Source organism: Corynebacterium sp. FDAARGOS 1242, assembly GCF_016889985.1.
In the GTDB taxonomy this organism is placed as follows: domain Bacteria; phylum Actinomycetota; class Actinomycetes; order Mycobacteriales; family Mycobacteriaceae; genus Corynebacterium; species Corynebacterium minutissimum_B.
In genome coordinates this window covers 902,106-916,373 of the sequence record NZ_CP069568.1, presented here as the reverse complement: position 1 = coordinate 916,373, position 14,268 = coordinate 902,106, and the positions used below count along the sequence as shown (strand labels likewise).

The window sequence follows — 14,268 nt, the reverse complement described above, 5'->3', positions numbered from 1 at the left end:
ACACGCTAGACGGTGGCTCGCTCAATGACCTCTTTGGCCAAGTCACGGTATTGCTTAGCTGCCTGCGAGCTTGGCGCCCAAGATGTAATCGGCTCACCCGCAACGGAGGTTTCAGGGAAGCGAACCGTCCTCGTAATGACGGTGTCAAAAACTTTGTCGCCGAAGTACTCAACCACGCGATCCATGACCTCACGTGCGTGACGGGTACGGCGATCAAACATAGTGACGAGGATGCCCATGACCTCAAGGTCGAAGTTAATTCGATCGGCCACCTTTTCCACGGTGTCCGTCAACAGTGCTAGACCACGCAGGGAGAAAAACTCGCATTCCATAGGGATGATGACGCCTTGGGAGCAGGCCAAAGCGTTGACGGTGAGGAGACCCAAAGAAGGCTGGCAGTCAATAATGATGAAGTCATATTCCTTGCGTACAGGACGCAATGCGCGAGCCAGCGTATGCTCGCGGCCGACCTCGTTGACCATTTGAATCTCTGCTGCAGAAAGATCGATGTTGGCTGGGACCAAGTCCAGCCCGTTGACGCTGGTATGCACGATGGCGGAATGCACCGAAACGTCGCTATCCAGCATGACGTCATAGATGGTGTCACCAATCTGATCATGCGTAAGACCCAAACCAGCGGACAGGGCGCCCTGCGGATCCAAGTCAACGAGAAGGACTTTACGGCCGAGCTCAGCCAGACAAGCTCCCATGTTGATGGTCGAGGTGGTTTTTCCCACGCCACCCTTCTGGTTGCACATCGAAATGATGGTGGCGGGCCCATGTTTTTCCAGTGGCTCCGGTTCCGGCAGCTCCCGCAGTGGGCGGCCGGTCAAACCGACCTGTGCCTCCGAGGCCTCAAACAGTCCCTCGTCGCTCACAGTCACACCTGCTTCCTTGACCTACATGGCCTCTCACGTCTGGCCCGCAGCGCATGCCCACGCCGCCTTCTTACATCGTTGTGATTACAGAGTACCCCCTTGGGCAACCCGCCCCGCGATTATAGCCAGCAATAATACTGAGATAAAGCCTAGTGGCTAGACTTTCGGCCACGTGAGCGCCAGAACACAAGACCAGCGACAAGAGCCACAAGACCCAGGCCGCCGAATGCAGCGATGAGCTTGCCAGTGCTGTTTCCCTCACCATCCGCACCGTTTTCTTCGGCATTGTCTTGTCCATCCGCACCCAATTGCTGGTCAGCCGGAATTCCTTCTGCGATGGCTGTAGTGGGATCTGTCAGCGTCACAACAAGTTCAGCTGACTGTGATTCCTTCTGAACGAACTGCATGATGAAGGGGTTGTCGGGAGTCTTTCCCTCCGGGTAAGTCAAAGTCATTGTCCTAGAAGCCTTGTCGATGTCGCGCTGGACGCCTTCTACGAACTCTCCCTGCGCATTGAGATAGCGCAGAGTCACGCCATCATCGTCGAGGTGCTTGAAGCGGTTATACAGATCCAATGCCTGCTTGAAGCCAAGCTTTGCGGTGATGGTTTGCCCGTCGATGGTGGCTTCGAGATTGACGTACTCGGTATGAGAATCATCAACGCCTTCCCAGCCGCGACCCGTATGCGGTGTCTGTGCTTGGCCGTGCCCGGCCTCTCCCCCTTCGCGCTCACCGGAACGCGGATCGGCGTCAGAATCTCCATCACGGTGAGCGCCAAGGGCGGGGTCGCCGCCCTGGCCTAGGTCGCCGCCAGGCGCGGCTGCGCCATCGGGCCCACCTAGGCTTTCTGGATCACCATCGGCCGCGGCGTCATTGAGGTCTTGACCTGTAACGTTCTCATCAGCGACCAACAAGAAGGTCATGGTGACACCTTGGTAGGTCACAGGGACGCTAATTTGTCCGCCAGCGGCGGGAGCGGTGACCGTGGCGGAACCACCGGAAGCTGAGACGGTCCAGCCATCGGCGGCTATGTTGACGTCGACGGGCACAGGCAGAGAAACCGTCGTGGTCTGCCCAGCCGGGACCGGAATCGTGGCATCCTGCGCGTGCGCAACCACACCATCACCCCAGTCGGATGCTGCCACGGGAAGCACAGTGAGGCACCCAGCGGCTATGACGGCAGCGAAACGGCGGCGGAGCGATGCAAGTTGAGGCATAGGGATCTTTCAGTTTGGGGTTGGTTCTAAGGAATAGCTGCCGCGATTTTAGGCGCGGGGATGGGCAGTACGCCAAACCTCACGGAGTGAATCGGCAGTAACGTGAGTGTAAATCTGAGTGGTCGTCACCGAGGAATGCCCCAGCAACTCTTGGACGGTACGAACGTCCGCGCCGCCTTCCAACAGGTGGGTAGCAAAGGAATGGCGCAAGGTATGGGGAGAAATAGTGGCCTTAAGCTGGGCACGCTCCGCAGCTGACTTAATCGCGGCCCAGGCGCTTTGGCGCGACAGAGTTGTGCCACGAGTATTAAGAAACAGCGAATGGGACGTACCTGTGGACAGGACTGGGCGTGAACGCACCAGGTAATCCTCCACCGCCTTCACCGCATGTGACCCCAAAGGGACGAGGCGCTGTTTGTCGCCCTTGCCGCTGAGCATGAGGATATCTCGCACCGAGCGCGGCCCCTCGCCCGTCACGTCATCGACGTTCAAGGAAATAACCTCGGAGATTCGCGCACCGGTGCCATAGAGCATTTCCAGCAAGGCGCGGTCACGGATGTCGATGGGGGTGGCAGCGTCGTCTGTAGGGATGGCGCTCAGGAGCGTATCAACATCGTCCACGCTCAACGTTTCCGGCAGGTGCTGCGCACGTTTGGGCGGCGATACTTCTGCCGCCACATCGCTGTCGATGAGCCCCTCTGCCAGAGCAAATTTGTGTAGACCGCGAGCGACGATGAGTGCACGGCTAGCGGAAGACTGCGCAAGCGATTCACGCAGATAGACCAGATAGTTCTCCACATGGGTGCGCTGGACGTGCCGCAGGTCCGTTATGCCGAGCTCAGCCAACCACGTGATGTAGCGGTTGATGTCACGGCGGTAGTTACTCACCGTGTTTTTCGATGCGCCTTTCTCCACCATGAGATGCATAAGCCAGGCGTGCCCTGCCGACTGGGCCGGAGTATCGCCGCTCACAGCTTTTTGAGGTCGGGGCCTAAGCGCCGACCGGCCATCGACTGCGGGCGGATATCAAAGGGCGAGTCCACTGACCGTGGCATTCGGCCAGCACTGACGCAGGCATGCGCGGCTAAAATTCCTGCCACGGCAATGGAGTTCACAATCTTGCCTGACAGGACGCGTTCCACGGCATCTTCAAGGTCTACCCACGCAAAGCCCATGTCGGCTTCTTCATCGCCTTCGGCATCGAGCTTGTCCACTTGAGACAAACCACGGGCCAGAAACACTCGCACTGCTTCCTCGCAGAAACCTGGTGAGGTTACTAAGTCAGTCAGCACGCCCCACTGCGAGGCGGAAAGGCCAGCTTCTTCCTGCAGTTCGCGCTGGGCACCGGTGAGTTCGTCCTCCCCTTTGACGTCGAGAAGCCCTGCGGGCAACTCCCACAGGCGCCGGCCCACGCTGTGGCGGTACTGCTCCACCATGGCCACTCGATTGCTGTCATCCAGGGCCACTACGGCGACGGCGCCTAGGTGTTCTACTACTTCGCGCTGGGCGACGACCTCGCCGGGCATGACGACGTCATCGCGGCGAACGGCGATAATGGGAGCGTCGAGAAGCTGCTCGGTACCTACTGTGCGAAACTGATGAGCCATTTACAGGTCCTTCGGCAACGCTGGTGCGGCATTCTGCGCGTTGGCAGCGGCGCCGTATACACCTTGTCCGCCCTCAAGCTGTTCCTTGACCGCAAGAACGGCAGCCATCTGGGACACCGGGTGATCAATGGAATCCACAGTAGTAATTTCCGTCTTGGCCTTACGCAGCTTCTCCAGCGCGCCTCCGTTTCCGGCGGCCTTCACCTGACCTGCGTAAACGGTTGCCGTGCCAACGGAATCGAATCCTTCGAGGAACTTCACTGTCGTATCGATGGCGTACCGGGCCGGAGCATCTTCCTCGTTATCGTTAGCGGTCTGGCGGCCGCCGACAACAATGACCGCTTGGGCAGGCACGATTGTGCCGTCCTCGTAGTCGATATAGCCAGCTTCCCGCAGCGCACGCAAAAGGGTGGCCCGGTCATCCACAGAGGCCAACGGCTCAGTACTCTTCGGATCCAGCATGAGAGCTGCCGCCAAAGCTTCACCCGAGTGTGTACCGGCGTCAACCGTCTTTTCACTTAGCTTGGCGCCCGCCGGAAGCGTGTTCGTCACTAAGGACAGCAGCTTGTCAGCAGAACCCTGTTCGAAAAACTTTTGGGTGAGAGTGATGTGGCCGGCATTCGTCGAATCGGCGGACTTCAGCAGCTCCTTTACCGCATTCACGTCCGGTTCTTTAGCGTCCGGAGTACTAATGACCATGACTGGTCGCTGCACCAAAGAACCATCGACGATAAACCGGTTAAGATCGCGCAAGACAGAGTCTGCGGAATCCAGCTGGGCCTCATGAATCTCGTTTTCGACCACTAGCTCGGCATATTTCTCACGTACCTCGTCGTGAGAGCCAGCCTGACCACCGCCTGGAGTGGAGTCCATATTCGGCGCGATAAGCAGTGTGCCCAAAGCTACGCCGAGCGCCGTACCAAAGCCCAGGCCAGCGACGAGAAGCGACTTAGGCGAAGCCATTATTTAAACCACCCCTGGACGCTAAGCGCAAAGTTATTCCAGGTGTCAATGAGATTCTGCAGGAATGACTCATCTCCGCCAAGGCCCACGATGAGGATCACCACAGCGAGGGCGACAAGGATGCCAAGAAGGGCCCACAGCCAGCCCATGGCCCCGGAACTCGGCGCAGTGTAGAGGTTGATAACAGCCTCGGCATCAACTAAGCGGGTACCAGCCTTCATACGCGACAACAGTGCCGCCGGGGTGGCATTAGGTTTGTCGGCAAAGATGTCATCAAGGTCGAGCGCACCGCCGACCTGCACGATCATCTGGGCATCGTGATAATCCGCCAGCAACAGTGCGAGATCCGTGGCCGAGTCTGTAGCAGCTGGGAACGTCATGGCACCTATGCCTAGGTCTTGAATACGCTCAAGGCCCTCGGCAGTGCCGTCCGGTTCCGCAGGCAGGATTACCTGGGCGCCTCCCCGCAAGGTCTCAGAGCTGACGTCGGAAGGATTGCCCACAATGAAATGCGGCTGGTAGCCCAGCTCCACAATTGTGTCGGCTGCAGCATCAACGCCGATGATGATGGGCTCGTATTCACGGATGAAGTTACGCAGCAGGGAAAGCTTTTTGCGGTGTTCCTCAGTGGGCGAGACAATAAGTACCTTGCGGCCCGCCATGTCGGATCCGGCATCGGGGACGCCGAGGCCGTCGATCAGCAGCGGGCCCTCGGAGTGAATGAACTCGATGGAGTTACCGAAATAGGCCTCCATGTGATCAATGAGTTGCTGCTGGGCGGAGGCAAAGTTCTTCTCGGCCCGGTCACGGGTAACGACGGTCCCTGTTGCCAACTGAGTGTCGCCCACATATACGGTGCCGTCCTCGGTCAGGCGGGCCTTCTTGCCATCCTTGAAGTGTGCCACAAAGTCTTCGCCGACACCCTCGATGAGGGTCACATCGGCGTCGAGAAGCATGTGCGGACCATAGTTGGGAATAGAACCAGTGGAGAATTCAGCCACATTAATCACGGCCGCCGGCTTCATATCGACGAGGGTCTGGGCCTCTTGCCGGGAGATGTTGGCTGCATTGATGACGGCGAAATCACCGGCGCTGAACTTCTTCATGCCCTTTCCGCCTGGGGTGCAATCACGGAGCGCGCCGTGTTCTCCAGGCAGATCGGTATTACGGGAAAACAGACTCATGAGTGACAGTTTCCCCTGTTAGAGACTCAATGTGTGGAAGGCGCGCGGAAGTCTGCTAGTTCTGCCTGTGCACGGTCGAAGAGCTCCTGTGCATGCGCGCGGCCAGTCGCAGTGTCATCAAGTCCCGCGAGCATTCGCGCAAGCTCCTCGACGCGTTCTTCGGGGCTAAGATCTGCCACGCCGGAGGTGAATTTCTCCTTAGACACGTGCAGATGAGAGTTCGCATAGGCCGCGACTTGGGGCAGGTGGGTGACGCAAATGACCTGATTAGTCGTGGAGAGCCGTGCTAGCCGACGCCCAATTTCCACCGCCGCCCGCCCACCAACGCCGGCGTCGACCTCGTCGAAAACCAAAGTCGTGTCATCGCCGCTGGCCAGAACCACCTCCATGGCGAGCATGACGCGGGAGAGCTCACCGCCCGAAGCTGCCGACGCCAAAGGTTTGCCATTGAGCTGGAATTCGACTTCATCCGCGCCCGTTTTGGAATACTTAGCCTTGTTGACCGTAACCGTCAGAGTGGAGTTCGGCATGGCTAGGCCGTGGATTTCCTCGGTAACTTGAGCCCCCAGCTTCTTCGCCGCCTTGGTACGGGCGGCGCTGAGCTTCTCTGCCTTCGCCACCATGTCCTTTTCCGCCTCCATCACCTTTTTCTTGAGGGCTTCCAGGGCTTCAGTGGACGTATCGAGCGTCGCGAGCTTCGATTCGGCAGATTCGCGCCAGGCCAACACTCCGTCAATATCGGCGGCATACTTACGGGTAAGCCGCTTGAGGTCTTGTTGGCGCTGCAGTGATTCTTCCAAAAGGCTGGGGTCTGCAGGAAGTTCGCTGAGGTAGGTGGTGAGTTCAGCGGCGATGTCCGTGAGCTGCGCCGTGGCCTCACTGAGGCGCGCGGCCAACGACGCGAGTGTTTCATCGCTGCTTCCGGTTAATGCAGATTCAGCGGCGCCCACGAGGTTGACCGCAGTGTCTTCATCGCCGAACCCTTCCCCACCGTCCAGAGCGGTCAGGGCCGTCGCCGCGGCCTCACGAAGAGCATCGACGTCCTGGAGCCGTCGAATGAGGGTGACCAACTCCGCGTCCTCGCCCGGCTCTGGGTCGAGCTCAGCAATCTCGTTAATGGCGAAGTGAAGGCGGTCAACCTCCTGAGCCATTTCGCGGCGCGATTCGGTGCGCTGGCGATAGTCCTTGGCCAAGGAGCGCCAGTGACTAAAAGCTTCCGTATATGAGGTGCGCACCTTCTCTATGCCGGGTTCAAACTTATCGATAGCAGTGAGTTGTTGATCAGGAGACAGGAGCCGGAGCTGGTCATTTTGGCCATGAACAGTAATGAGGTGGGAAGCAAACTCCCCTAGTGTGGCTGCTGGTACCGCGCGCCCGCCCAAGTAAGCGCGGGAGCGTCCTGCAGCTGACACCGTGCGGGAGACAATATATTCGCCGTTTTCATCCGGTTCTCCCCCGGCGTCTTCAACCACCTGCGCCACTACTGGTGAGCGCGAAGAAAAGTGTCCCTCAACTGCCGCTTTCGCGGCGCCATCGCGTACCCGGGAGGCATCGGCCCGCCCACCTGCTAGAAGGCGCAAGCCAGTAACCACCATGGTTTTGCCCGCTCCGGTTTCACCGGTGAGCACAGTGAGACCATCGGAGAGTTCTGCTGAGGAGCTCTCAATTACTCCGAGGTCAGCGATGCTGATATCAACGAGCACGTGGGTCTTCCTCCTTGTACTGCGTCACTCTAGTAGGGATACTCTAGCGCCTCGGCCCCCGCCAGCCTTCGACAGGCAGACGCAATTTGGAGACGAGGCGATCCGTGAATGGCTGATCGTCGAGGCGCACCCAGCGCACGGGACGGCCTCCACGCACGATTTCTACGCGTGCACCGGGTGGCATTGAGATTTCACGGAAGCCATCGAGGATGACTACGGCTGGAGTCGTAGCCGAAGCTGATTCCACTGCCACCTGCGCATCAGGTGAGACCACAAGTGGCTTGGTAAACAGCGCATGCGCATTGTTAGGAACAACGAGAATGGCATCCAGCGACGGCCACAACACCGGCCCACCAGCGGAGAAGGCATACGCCGTCGAGCCAGTCGGGGTGGAAATAAGCACGCCATCACAGCCGAACGACGACACTGGGCGGCCATCAATCTCCAGGATCGCATCAAGAACGCCAGAGCGGTTGAGGTTCTCTATCGATGCCTCATTAAGCGCCCATCCGCGCTGGCGAAGTTCGCCTTCGGCGTCAAAGACGGCAACGTCGATAGTCAGACGGTCCTCCACGTCATAAGACTGCTCGATAACCCGCACAAGTGCGCGATCCAGTGACTCGGCTTCCCACTCGGCAAGGAAACCCACATGCCCTAAGTTGATGCCCAGGACTGGGACATCCACAGCACGAGCCATATCCGCGGCGCGCAGGAAGGTGCCATCCCCGCCGAGAACCAGAACCAACTCGCAGCCTTCCGCTGCCGCTGGTGTGTGCTTGACGTGCTGGAGCCCCGGCAGCACTGTACTAGCGGCACAGACACGAACCTTGATGCCCGCCTCTTGCAGCAGTTCTGCTGCTCGGTGCGTAGCCGCAAGATTGTCTTCACGGCTAGCGTGCGGGACAAGAAGTATTTCGCGGCGCGCGCTGGCCTCCGCAGCCACAATTCTGCTCACTGTGGTCCCTCCTCAATGGCCGTGTCGATCATCGCGTCTAGCTTATCCTCTGCTGTAGACATCCCGTCTTTGACCAGCCAGAGGAAATACTCCACATTGCCACTCGGGCCCGGCAGCGGTGATGCTGCCACGCCCTTCACACTAAGCCCCAAACTCTGGGCATAGATAGCCACGTCCTTAGTGACCTCCGCCCGCAGTTCTGGCGACCGCACGACTCCACCAGAACCGATGCGGTCCTTGCCTACTTCAAACTGCGGCTTCACCATGGGCAAAAGCCACGCACCCTCCGCCATACACTCGGTAATGGCAGGCAAGACCAGTTTCAGGGAGATGAAGGACAAGTCCCCCACCATGGCGTCACACAGCCCCCCGGTCTGCTCCACGGTGAGGTTGCGGATATTTGTACGGTCGAGCACAGTGACGCGGTCATCATTCTGCAATCGCCACAGAAGCTGTCCGTACCCCACATCCACAGATAGGACCTCGGCAGCGCCCCTGCGCAGGCACACGTCGGTAAAACCACCAGTCGATGCCCCTGCATCCAGCACGCGCCGACCTTTGAGGTCGACGCCGAAAGCATCAAGAGCTCCTAAGAGCTTGTGTGCGCCTCGCGACGCCCAATCGTCCCCCTCCACGGCTTCCACCTTGATGGACACCTCAGGTTCTACCACCGTGGCGGGTTTGGTGGCTTTGAAACCACCTACAGTGACTCGGCCGGCCTTAATCATCTCAACAGCGTGCTCACGAGAGCGCGCAATTTTGCGGCGAACCAGCTCCGCATCGAGGCGGCGGCGTTGTGGGGGCATGGGCTGTTCTTTCCTCAGTTGTCTTGGAGAGCATCACGCAGCACAGCGTGTGCCCGATCCAGCTGGTTAAGTTCCTCCTCGAGGGAGTCGGCCGGTTCCTGCAGGATCTCGGCCACAGAGGCGTCGAGTGCCTCCGGCGCCAGGACCGCACGTGGATCGTGTGGCTTTACTGCCATGTAGACACTGCCTTCTCTGCGAACTCACTGCGCGGCTGAATGTAGCGCGGGGGCTGCGAGCCGGCCCAGGCCACTTCGAGGACGGTACGCAGCGCTTCAATCGACGTCGACTTCTCATTGCCACCTTGGAGGACAATGTCGTAGCCGTCATACCGCGCCATAAATCCTCCCTGGGCTCCGGGACGCGCCTGGGCTTCCGAGAGGGACAGCTCGTGGAAACCTGATCCAACAAAATTGGGGCGAAGTTCCGTGGAGGCCTCAATAAGCGCAAGTTCCCTGGAGACACCGGTCAATACATGAAAAGTATCCATAGCAGCTGTGTTACCACCGGCAATGTCGGTATCAAGTCGATCTCCCACTGCAAGCGGTTTGGTCGAGCCGACAAGTTTCGCAGCCTGGGTAAACATGGCTGGCTCTGGTTTGCCCGCGGATAGGGGTTCCACGCCCGTCGTCGACGTAATAGCGGCGACGAGAGAGCCATTGCCTACAGCCAGTCCACGTTCGGTAGGCAGCTGAGTATCCAGGTTGGACGCGTAGAACTTGGCGCCCTGGTTGATAGCAATAGCGCCTTCAGAAAGCTGCTCCCATCCCACGGACTTGTCCATGCCCTGGAGGACAGCCACCGGTTTCTCGTCCGCGCTGCTGACAACCTCGAACCCTGCATCACGGGCAAGCGCACGGAAAGAATCCGCGCCGATGATGAGAACCTTGGATCCTGCAGGAAGATCCTCACGCGCCATACGGACAGCCGCCTGTGCGGAGGTCACGACGTGCTGAGCGTCGGTTTCAAGTCCAATCTGACCCAGCATCTCTGCGACAGCCTCCGGGCTCCGCGAGGCATTATTGGTCACGTACACCGCCGGAATACCGCACGAATTGATGACATCTACGACGCATTGCAGCGCCTGACCACCTTCCCAGACGGTTCCGTCCAGATCCAACAGAAGCGAATCATGGGTTCTGAGAATACTCATTGTTAGCACTCGGCCAGACGCTCAGCAGCGTCGGTCCAGTCTCCTTCATCAATGTCGGTAGCGTGTTGGAACCATTCCTTGGCTTCATCCTTACGGCCGGCCTCCAATAGCGCATTGGCGTAGGCGTAGGACAGGCGGCAGGCAGCTACGCCCGTGTCATCTTTGTTTGGCTGCGCACGCTGAATGGTGACCACGGCCGAATCAGCCTGGCCCATATCAAGTCGTGCACCGGCAGCAACGATGGCCAGTTCGATGGCGTCCTCCGGGGCGAGCTCCTTGGCATCATCGCTGCGCCACAACTCAATTGCCTTTTCCGGCCGTCCTAAGCCGCGTTCACAGTCTGCCATGACTGCCAGCAGCCCCGGGCCACCGGAAATACGGCGGGCAGCGCGCAACTCAGCAAGAGCTTCCTTCCATTCACCCGCACGGTAAGCGGCGATGCCGTTCATCTCACGCGCGACTGAGACACGGCCAGCTCGGTCCTTTGCTGCGCGCGCATGGCGCAGGCTCAACTGCGGGTCATCATCGAGCCACGTGGCCGCCATAATGAGGTGCTTGGCCACGGCCTCAGAATTCTCCTTCGACAGGGAAGAAAGATCCTGCAGCACCGAGGGATCAAGATCGGTGATATCGATATCGGAGGGCAGATCCGGATCGGTCATGCGTCGGTTAATGCGCTCCTCACGGTAGCCGGAGCGCTGAGGATGGGAGACCTTGTGCTTGTCGCGGTCATGTCCCTTGCGGTCGTTGCGACGATCATCGCGACGGTTGCCGCGACGCTCTTCTCGACGCCCCGATGCTCCCCCACGTTTTTCAAACTTGCGGCCCCCAGAGCGGTTGTTTCCGCGGTTGCTATCCGAGGAACGTTCACGGCCACGGCCGTGGTCGCGGGACTTAGAATCAGACATTAAAGCCATGCACTTTCTGCGGTAGACGCGTCCGTATGTACCGAACCAGTGTACAGGTCACCACGGCAAAAGCGGCAATACGTTCGGCCGCTAGTGAAGTGCCCCACACCCATCGACGTACAGTCACTCAGGCGGTATCAGGAAGCGGCCCCACGTTGTCCAGTGGCCAGCCGTAGCGGACACGATCCAGTCCTGCTGCCACTTGCGGCCGGCCCAGTCCAGTTTCTAGGCTTCCATGCTCCAACGGTTTTCCTCGTACAACAGCAAGAAATGTCCATCCATTATGCTGGTGAGCATCCAGCCGAATCTTATGGCGCTCGCTAGCCAAAGCCACGCCTTGTGCTATCAACCGACGAGGGCTCTCCGAGCGTGCCTCAAACTCTTCGATGGTTCGCGTCTCACCGCTGGGCGCTACCACCATGAGCGTAGTGAGATAGAAGTACTTTGCCTTATCGGCCTTTACATTCTTCTTGTCATAGTAGAGACTGCCGATCAGCGCGGGATAGCAATCAATCCAACCGTTCTTCCACGCGGTAGCGAGCTTTCGGACAAAGAGCCGCCATTTCGCGTAGTCAACAATGTGATAAAGGGAGATTCCTACGGCACACAAAATAATCAGCCACGGTACTTCTCTCCCGTTAGCAATCCACGCAATGAACGAAATGAATGAGCCGGCTCCCATAATGATCCCGAGAAAGAGAATCCCCTCCAACAATGTTCCACCGTCCGGGACTGGCCCCTGGGATGCAAACACCTTGTGAAGATTATACGGTGACGAATTCTCGTGCTTATCCTTGTAGGGCACCGACTCCAGATCATTCAGGAAGACCGAGTTATATCTATTGGCAAAGGGAATGGACGTCTGGGTAAACTTCACCGGCTGCTCCTTCGATGCCTCACAGGTGAGCTGTAAAAGCTATTCTAAACCGCCGTCTCTACTCACCGGCCCCTATTCGCCCAGCAATGCTATGCCGCAGTCTGCGCAGTAATCAATGCCTCGCAGTACATGGTCGATCCGTCTTCTGCACGCTGTCACAGCCGAGGATCGTCACTCCGCTTTAGCGGCTACTGCGCCAACGCGCTTCTCGTGCTCATCCCAGTAGGCCCTAGAGTTCCTCGCGCCTTTCCACCCCACAAGAAACGCTGTACCGAGCCCAACTACGGGAACGAGAATCGCTCCAACTGGGCTAAACAACGAGGCTAGGAACGCTATCGCATGATCAAGCTGCAAGAATTCCAGAACAATTCCGGCCAGTTCACCGCGGCTGTGCATGTCAGGAACGCGCTCGGCGACGGGCGCAAGCACCGGGTCGATCCGTTCACGAATGGCAGGACCAAACATCAAGACAACGAACGAAAGCATGGCAAACACGAGCTTCTTGCTGACCTGATAGCAGCCCGATAATACAGGGTTTTCCATCAGCTTGATGATGCCATCACGACGTTGACCCGCGTCTACTGGGAGAAAATCAACGCTGCTCAAGCCGCTAGAAAGCTTCACGCGTGAGACTCCTCCAGCCGAAAACTCAATCGCTACAGACTCCCGGGCCACTAGGTGCTGCAATGAGTCTTCTTCCCACCCTTTCGAAGGTTCATTCCGGAAAACCAGTGTGTGGTCAACGTCTTTAACGCGCGATACAACGCTGCCCCTAACAAAAAGACATGCAGCATCAACTTTGGAAAGCAAGCCTTGCGGGGCGCCGGCTTCCTCCACCGCGGTGACGATGTCCTCAGCAGTATTGAATCTGGCTCCAGAGATGGTCTGCTTAGTTAAGGATTCAATTGTTCCCCGAGGCGCTACAAGGACATAGCACCAATTACCGCCCCTTGGCAGTTCCCACAATGTGAATCCATCAGGCAAACAGAACCATCCCTTCCCTTCAATCGATTTTGTCACCACGTTACATGGGAGTGAGGCCTCGCAAAAGGGAACGGCACAACTTGCGGTGTTCAATAGCCAGCTCCTCGCGGCCCCTCTGCTCGCAGCTGCGGAATCATCTATGTGTCCAGCCGTGGAAGTACCGACCTACAGGTCGCGATATCCCGGTGCTTTCGGTGAGTGTCGCGCCAGCTGGCGACCCATTGCTTTTGACTTTTCGGTCCGATAGCCTAAGAACCCCCTATACTTCCCTATCCGAAAGGACCTGACACGATGAAAAAGCCCCTAGCTCTCATCGGCGCCACCGCACTGCTTGTGACAGCAGCCCCCACCGCCAACGCTGAAAACAGCACACTGCACAACACCAACCAGGGCTCGTCCACCGATCTCAATTAGCTCGTCGTCGACTCCCCTATTTACGGCATCATTGCCATTCCAGTCACGCTCTCATCTATCGCGCTTTCGTTCCTCGGTATTCCTCAGTGCGGTTTGCATGACACCCGCGGATGCAAGAAGGGTTAAGGAGCCTAAGCCCAACCTCTAGCTTTCGCCTTAATACAAATAGCCCGCCAGCCCAGCGTTCTTGGGCTGGCGGGTATCCATTTGGCGCGCATTGAGATTTCTCCCGGCGAAGCTCTGGGCGTATCACCACCCCCTCTTGTTGAGGATATTCTATGTGTCCAGACGTGGAAGGCGATTTATGCTGGTGGTGGTGTGCCGGGGCTGTTGGGTGGGTGGTACGACAGCTACGGCCTGTCACCTTTCAGGTCTGTACTTTTACAGCGGTATAGCGTGGCGATGATGCTGTGAAAACAAAAAGGAAAGGGGTCCTAGACGTTGTGTTGCCTAGGACCCCTTCTTGTGTATTTTGTTGTTTGTTGTTGTTTGGTGTCGGCGGTTTCTTACTCTCCCACAACCTCCCGGTTGCAGTACCATCAGCGTTAGCAGGCTTAGCTTCCGGGTTCGGAATGGGTACCGGGCGTTTCCCTGCTGCTATAGGCCACCGACAAACACTCGA

At 58.2% G+C, this 14,268-nt stretch carries 15 protein-coding genes and 1 rRNA gene; 1 reads left to right on the top strand and 15 read right to left on the bottom strand.

What is annotated here, in order from left to right; all coding sequences use genetic code 11:
- Window positions 1-5 precede the first annotated feature (5 nt).
- The 14 genes from I6J72_RS04355 to I6J72_RS04290 all read right to left on the bottom strand — a co-directional run bounded on the left by I6J72_RS04355 (window position 6) and on the right by I6J72_RS04290 (window position 12,872).
- Window positions 6-884, bottom strand: a complete 879-nt coding sequence (locus I6J72_RS04355) for a ParA family protein (RefSeq protein ID WP_204100050.1) — start codon at window positions 882-884, stop codon at window positions 6-8.
- Between the two features lie 143 nt (window positions 885-1,027).
- A complete protein-coding gene (locus tag I6J72_RS04350; protein ID WP_239107490.1) occupies window positions 1,028-2,095 on the bottom strand; it encodes a hypothetical protein in 1,068 nt (355 codons plus the stop codon).
- A gap of 48 nt (window positions 2,096-2,143) precedes the next feature.
- The gene (gene xerD, locus I6J72_RS04345; RefSeq protein ID WP_204100428.1) at window positions 2,144-3,022 is read right to left on the bottom strand and encodes a site-specific tyrosine recombinase XerD; all 879 of its coding nucleotides are present in this window, start codon (window positions 3,020-3,022) and stop codon (window positions 2,144-2,146) included.
- Window positions 3,023-3,063: 41 nt separating this feature from the next.
- A complete protein-coding gene (locus I6J72_RS04340; RefSeq protein WP_204100049.1) occupies window positions 3,064-3,702 on the bottom strand; it encodes an NUDIX hydrolase in 639 nt (212 codons plus the stop codon).
- Window positions 3,703-4,665, bottom strand: coding sequence for a copper transporter (locus tag I6J72_RS04335; protein ID WP_204100048.1), 963 nt, complete (start codon window positions 4,663-4,665; stop codon window positions 3,703-3,705).
- Window positions 4,665-5,849 (bottom strand): putative cytokinetic ring protein SteA, encoded by a 1,185-nt coding sequence (steA, locus tag I6J72_RS04330; RefSeq protein ID WP_204100047.1) that lies wholly within the window; start codon window positions 5,847-5,849, stop codon window positions 4,665-4,667. Before steA ends, I6J72_RS04335 begins: the two co-directional genes overlap by 1 nt.
- A 26-nt stretch (window positions 5,850-5,875) precedes the next feature.
- Window positions 5,876-7,552, bottom strand: coding sequence for a DNA repair protein RecN (gene recN / locus I6J72_RS04325; RefSeq protein WP_204100046.1), 1,677 nt, complete (start codon window positions 7,550-7,552; stop codon window positions 5,876-5,878).
- 43 nt (window positions 7,553-7,595) lie between these two features.
- Entirely contained in the window at window positions 7,596-8,507 is a 912-nt protein-coding gene (locus tag I6J72_RS04320) for an NAD kinase (protein WP_115022267.1), read from the bottom strand.
- Window positions 8,504-9,313 (bottom strand): TlyA family RNA methyltransferase, encoded by an 810-nt coding sequence (locus I6J72_RS04315; RefSeq protein ID WP_204100045.1) that lies wholly within the window; start codon window positions 9,311-9,313, stop codon window positions 8,504-8,506. Before I6J72_RS04315 ends, I6J72_RS04320 begins: the two co-directional genes overlap by 4 nt.
- 14 nt (window positions 9,314-9,327) lie before the next feature.
- Window positions 9,328-9,489, bottom strand: a complete 162-nt coding sequence (locus I6J72_RS04310) for a hypothetical protein (protein WP_181815373.1) — start codon at window positions 9,487-9,489, stop codon at window positions 9,328-9,330.
- Window positions 9,480-10,463, bottom strand: a complete 984-nt coding sequence (locus I6J72_RS04305; RefSeq protein ID WP_204100044.1) for an HAD-IIA family hydrolase — start codon at window positions 10,461-10,463, stop codon at window positions 9,480-9,482. The genes I6J72_RS04310 and I6J72_RS04305 overlap by 10 nt, the downstream gene beginning before the upstream one ends.
- Window positions 10,464-10,465: 2 nt before the next feature.
- Complete coding sequence (locus I6J72_RS04300; RefSeq protein ID WP_239107489.1) at window positions 10,466-11,371, bottom strand: tetratricopeptide repeat protein; 906 nt, start codon at window positions 11,369-11,371, stop codon at window positions 10,466-10,468.
- 127 nt (window positions 11,372-11,498) lie between these two features.
- Window positions 11,499-12,248 carry a hypothetical protein gene (locus tag I6J72_RS04295; RefSeq protein WP_204100043.1) on the bottom strand — a complete coding sequence of 250 codons (750 nt, stop codon included), beginning with the start codon at window positions 12,246-12,248 and terminating at the stop codon, window positions 11,499-11,501.
- Between the two features lie 171 nt (window positions 12,249-12,419).
- Complete coding sequence (locus I6J72_RS04290) at window positions 12,420-12,872, bottom strand: hypothetical protein (RefSeq protein ID WP_239107488.1); 453 nt, start codon at window positions 12,870-12,872, stop codon at window positions 12,420-12,422.
- Between the two features lie 651 nt (window positions 12,873-13,523).
- On the opposite strand from I6J72_RS04290, the gene I6J72_RS13200 reads away from it, so the two are divergent.
- On the top strand, window positions 13,524-13,646 hold the full coding sequence (locus I6J72_RS13200; RefSeq protein WP_255562257.1) for a hypothetical protein: 123 nt from the start codon (window positions 13,524-13,526) through the stop codon (window positions 13,644-13,646).
- Between the two features lie 493 nt (window positions 13,647-14,139).
- On the opposite strand, the gene rrf is transcribed toward I6J72_RS13200, so the two are convergent.
- Window positions 14,140-14,258 (bottom strand): 5S ribosomal RNA (rrf, locus tag I6J72_RS04280).
- Window positions 14,259-14,268 lie beyond the last annotated feature (10 nt).

Coding starts and splice junctions, on each gene's coding strand:
- I6J72_RS04350 (WP_239107490.1), bottom strand. CDS start 2,095: ATGCCTCAACTTGCATCGCTCCGCCGCCGTTTCGCTGCCGTCATAGCC.
- xerD (WP_204100428.1), bottom strand. CDS start 3,022: ATGCATCTCATGGTGGAGAAAGGCGCATCGAAAAACACGGTGAGTAAC.
- I6J72_RS04340 (WP_204100049.1), bottom strand. CDS start 3,702: ATGGCTCATCAGTTTCGCACAGTAGGTACCGAGCAGCTTCTCGACGCT.
- I6J72_RS04335 (WP_204100048.1), bottom strand. CDS start 4,665: ATGGCTTCGCCTAAGTCGCTTCTCGTCGCTGGCCTGGGCTTTGGTACG.
- steA (WP_204100047.1), bottom strand. CDS start 5,849: ATGAGTCTGTTTTCCCGTAATACCGATCTGCCTGGAGAACACGGCGCG.
- I6J72_RS04315 (WP_204100045.1), bottom strand. CDS start 9,313: ATGCCCCCACAACGCCGCCGCCTCGATGCGGAGCTGGTTCGCCGCAAA.
- I6J72_RS04310 (WP_181815373.1), bottom strand. CDS start 9,489: ATGGCAGTAAAGCCACACGATCCACGTGCGGTCCTGGCGCCGGAGGCA.
- I6J72_RS04305 (WP_204100044.1), bottom strand. CDS start 10,463: ATGAGTATTCTCAGAACCCATGATTCGCTTCTGTTGGATCTGGACGGA.
- I6J72_RS04300 (WP_239107489.1), bottom strand. CDS start 11,371: ATGTCTGATTCTAAGTCCCGCGACCACGGCCGTGGCCGTGAACGTTCC.
- I6J72_RS13200 (WP_255562257.1), top strand. CDS start 13,524: ATGAAAAAGCCCCTAGCTCTCATCGGCGCCACCGCACTGCTTGTGACA.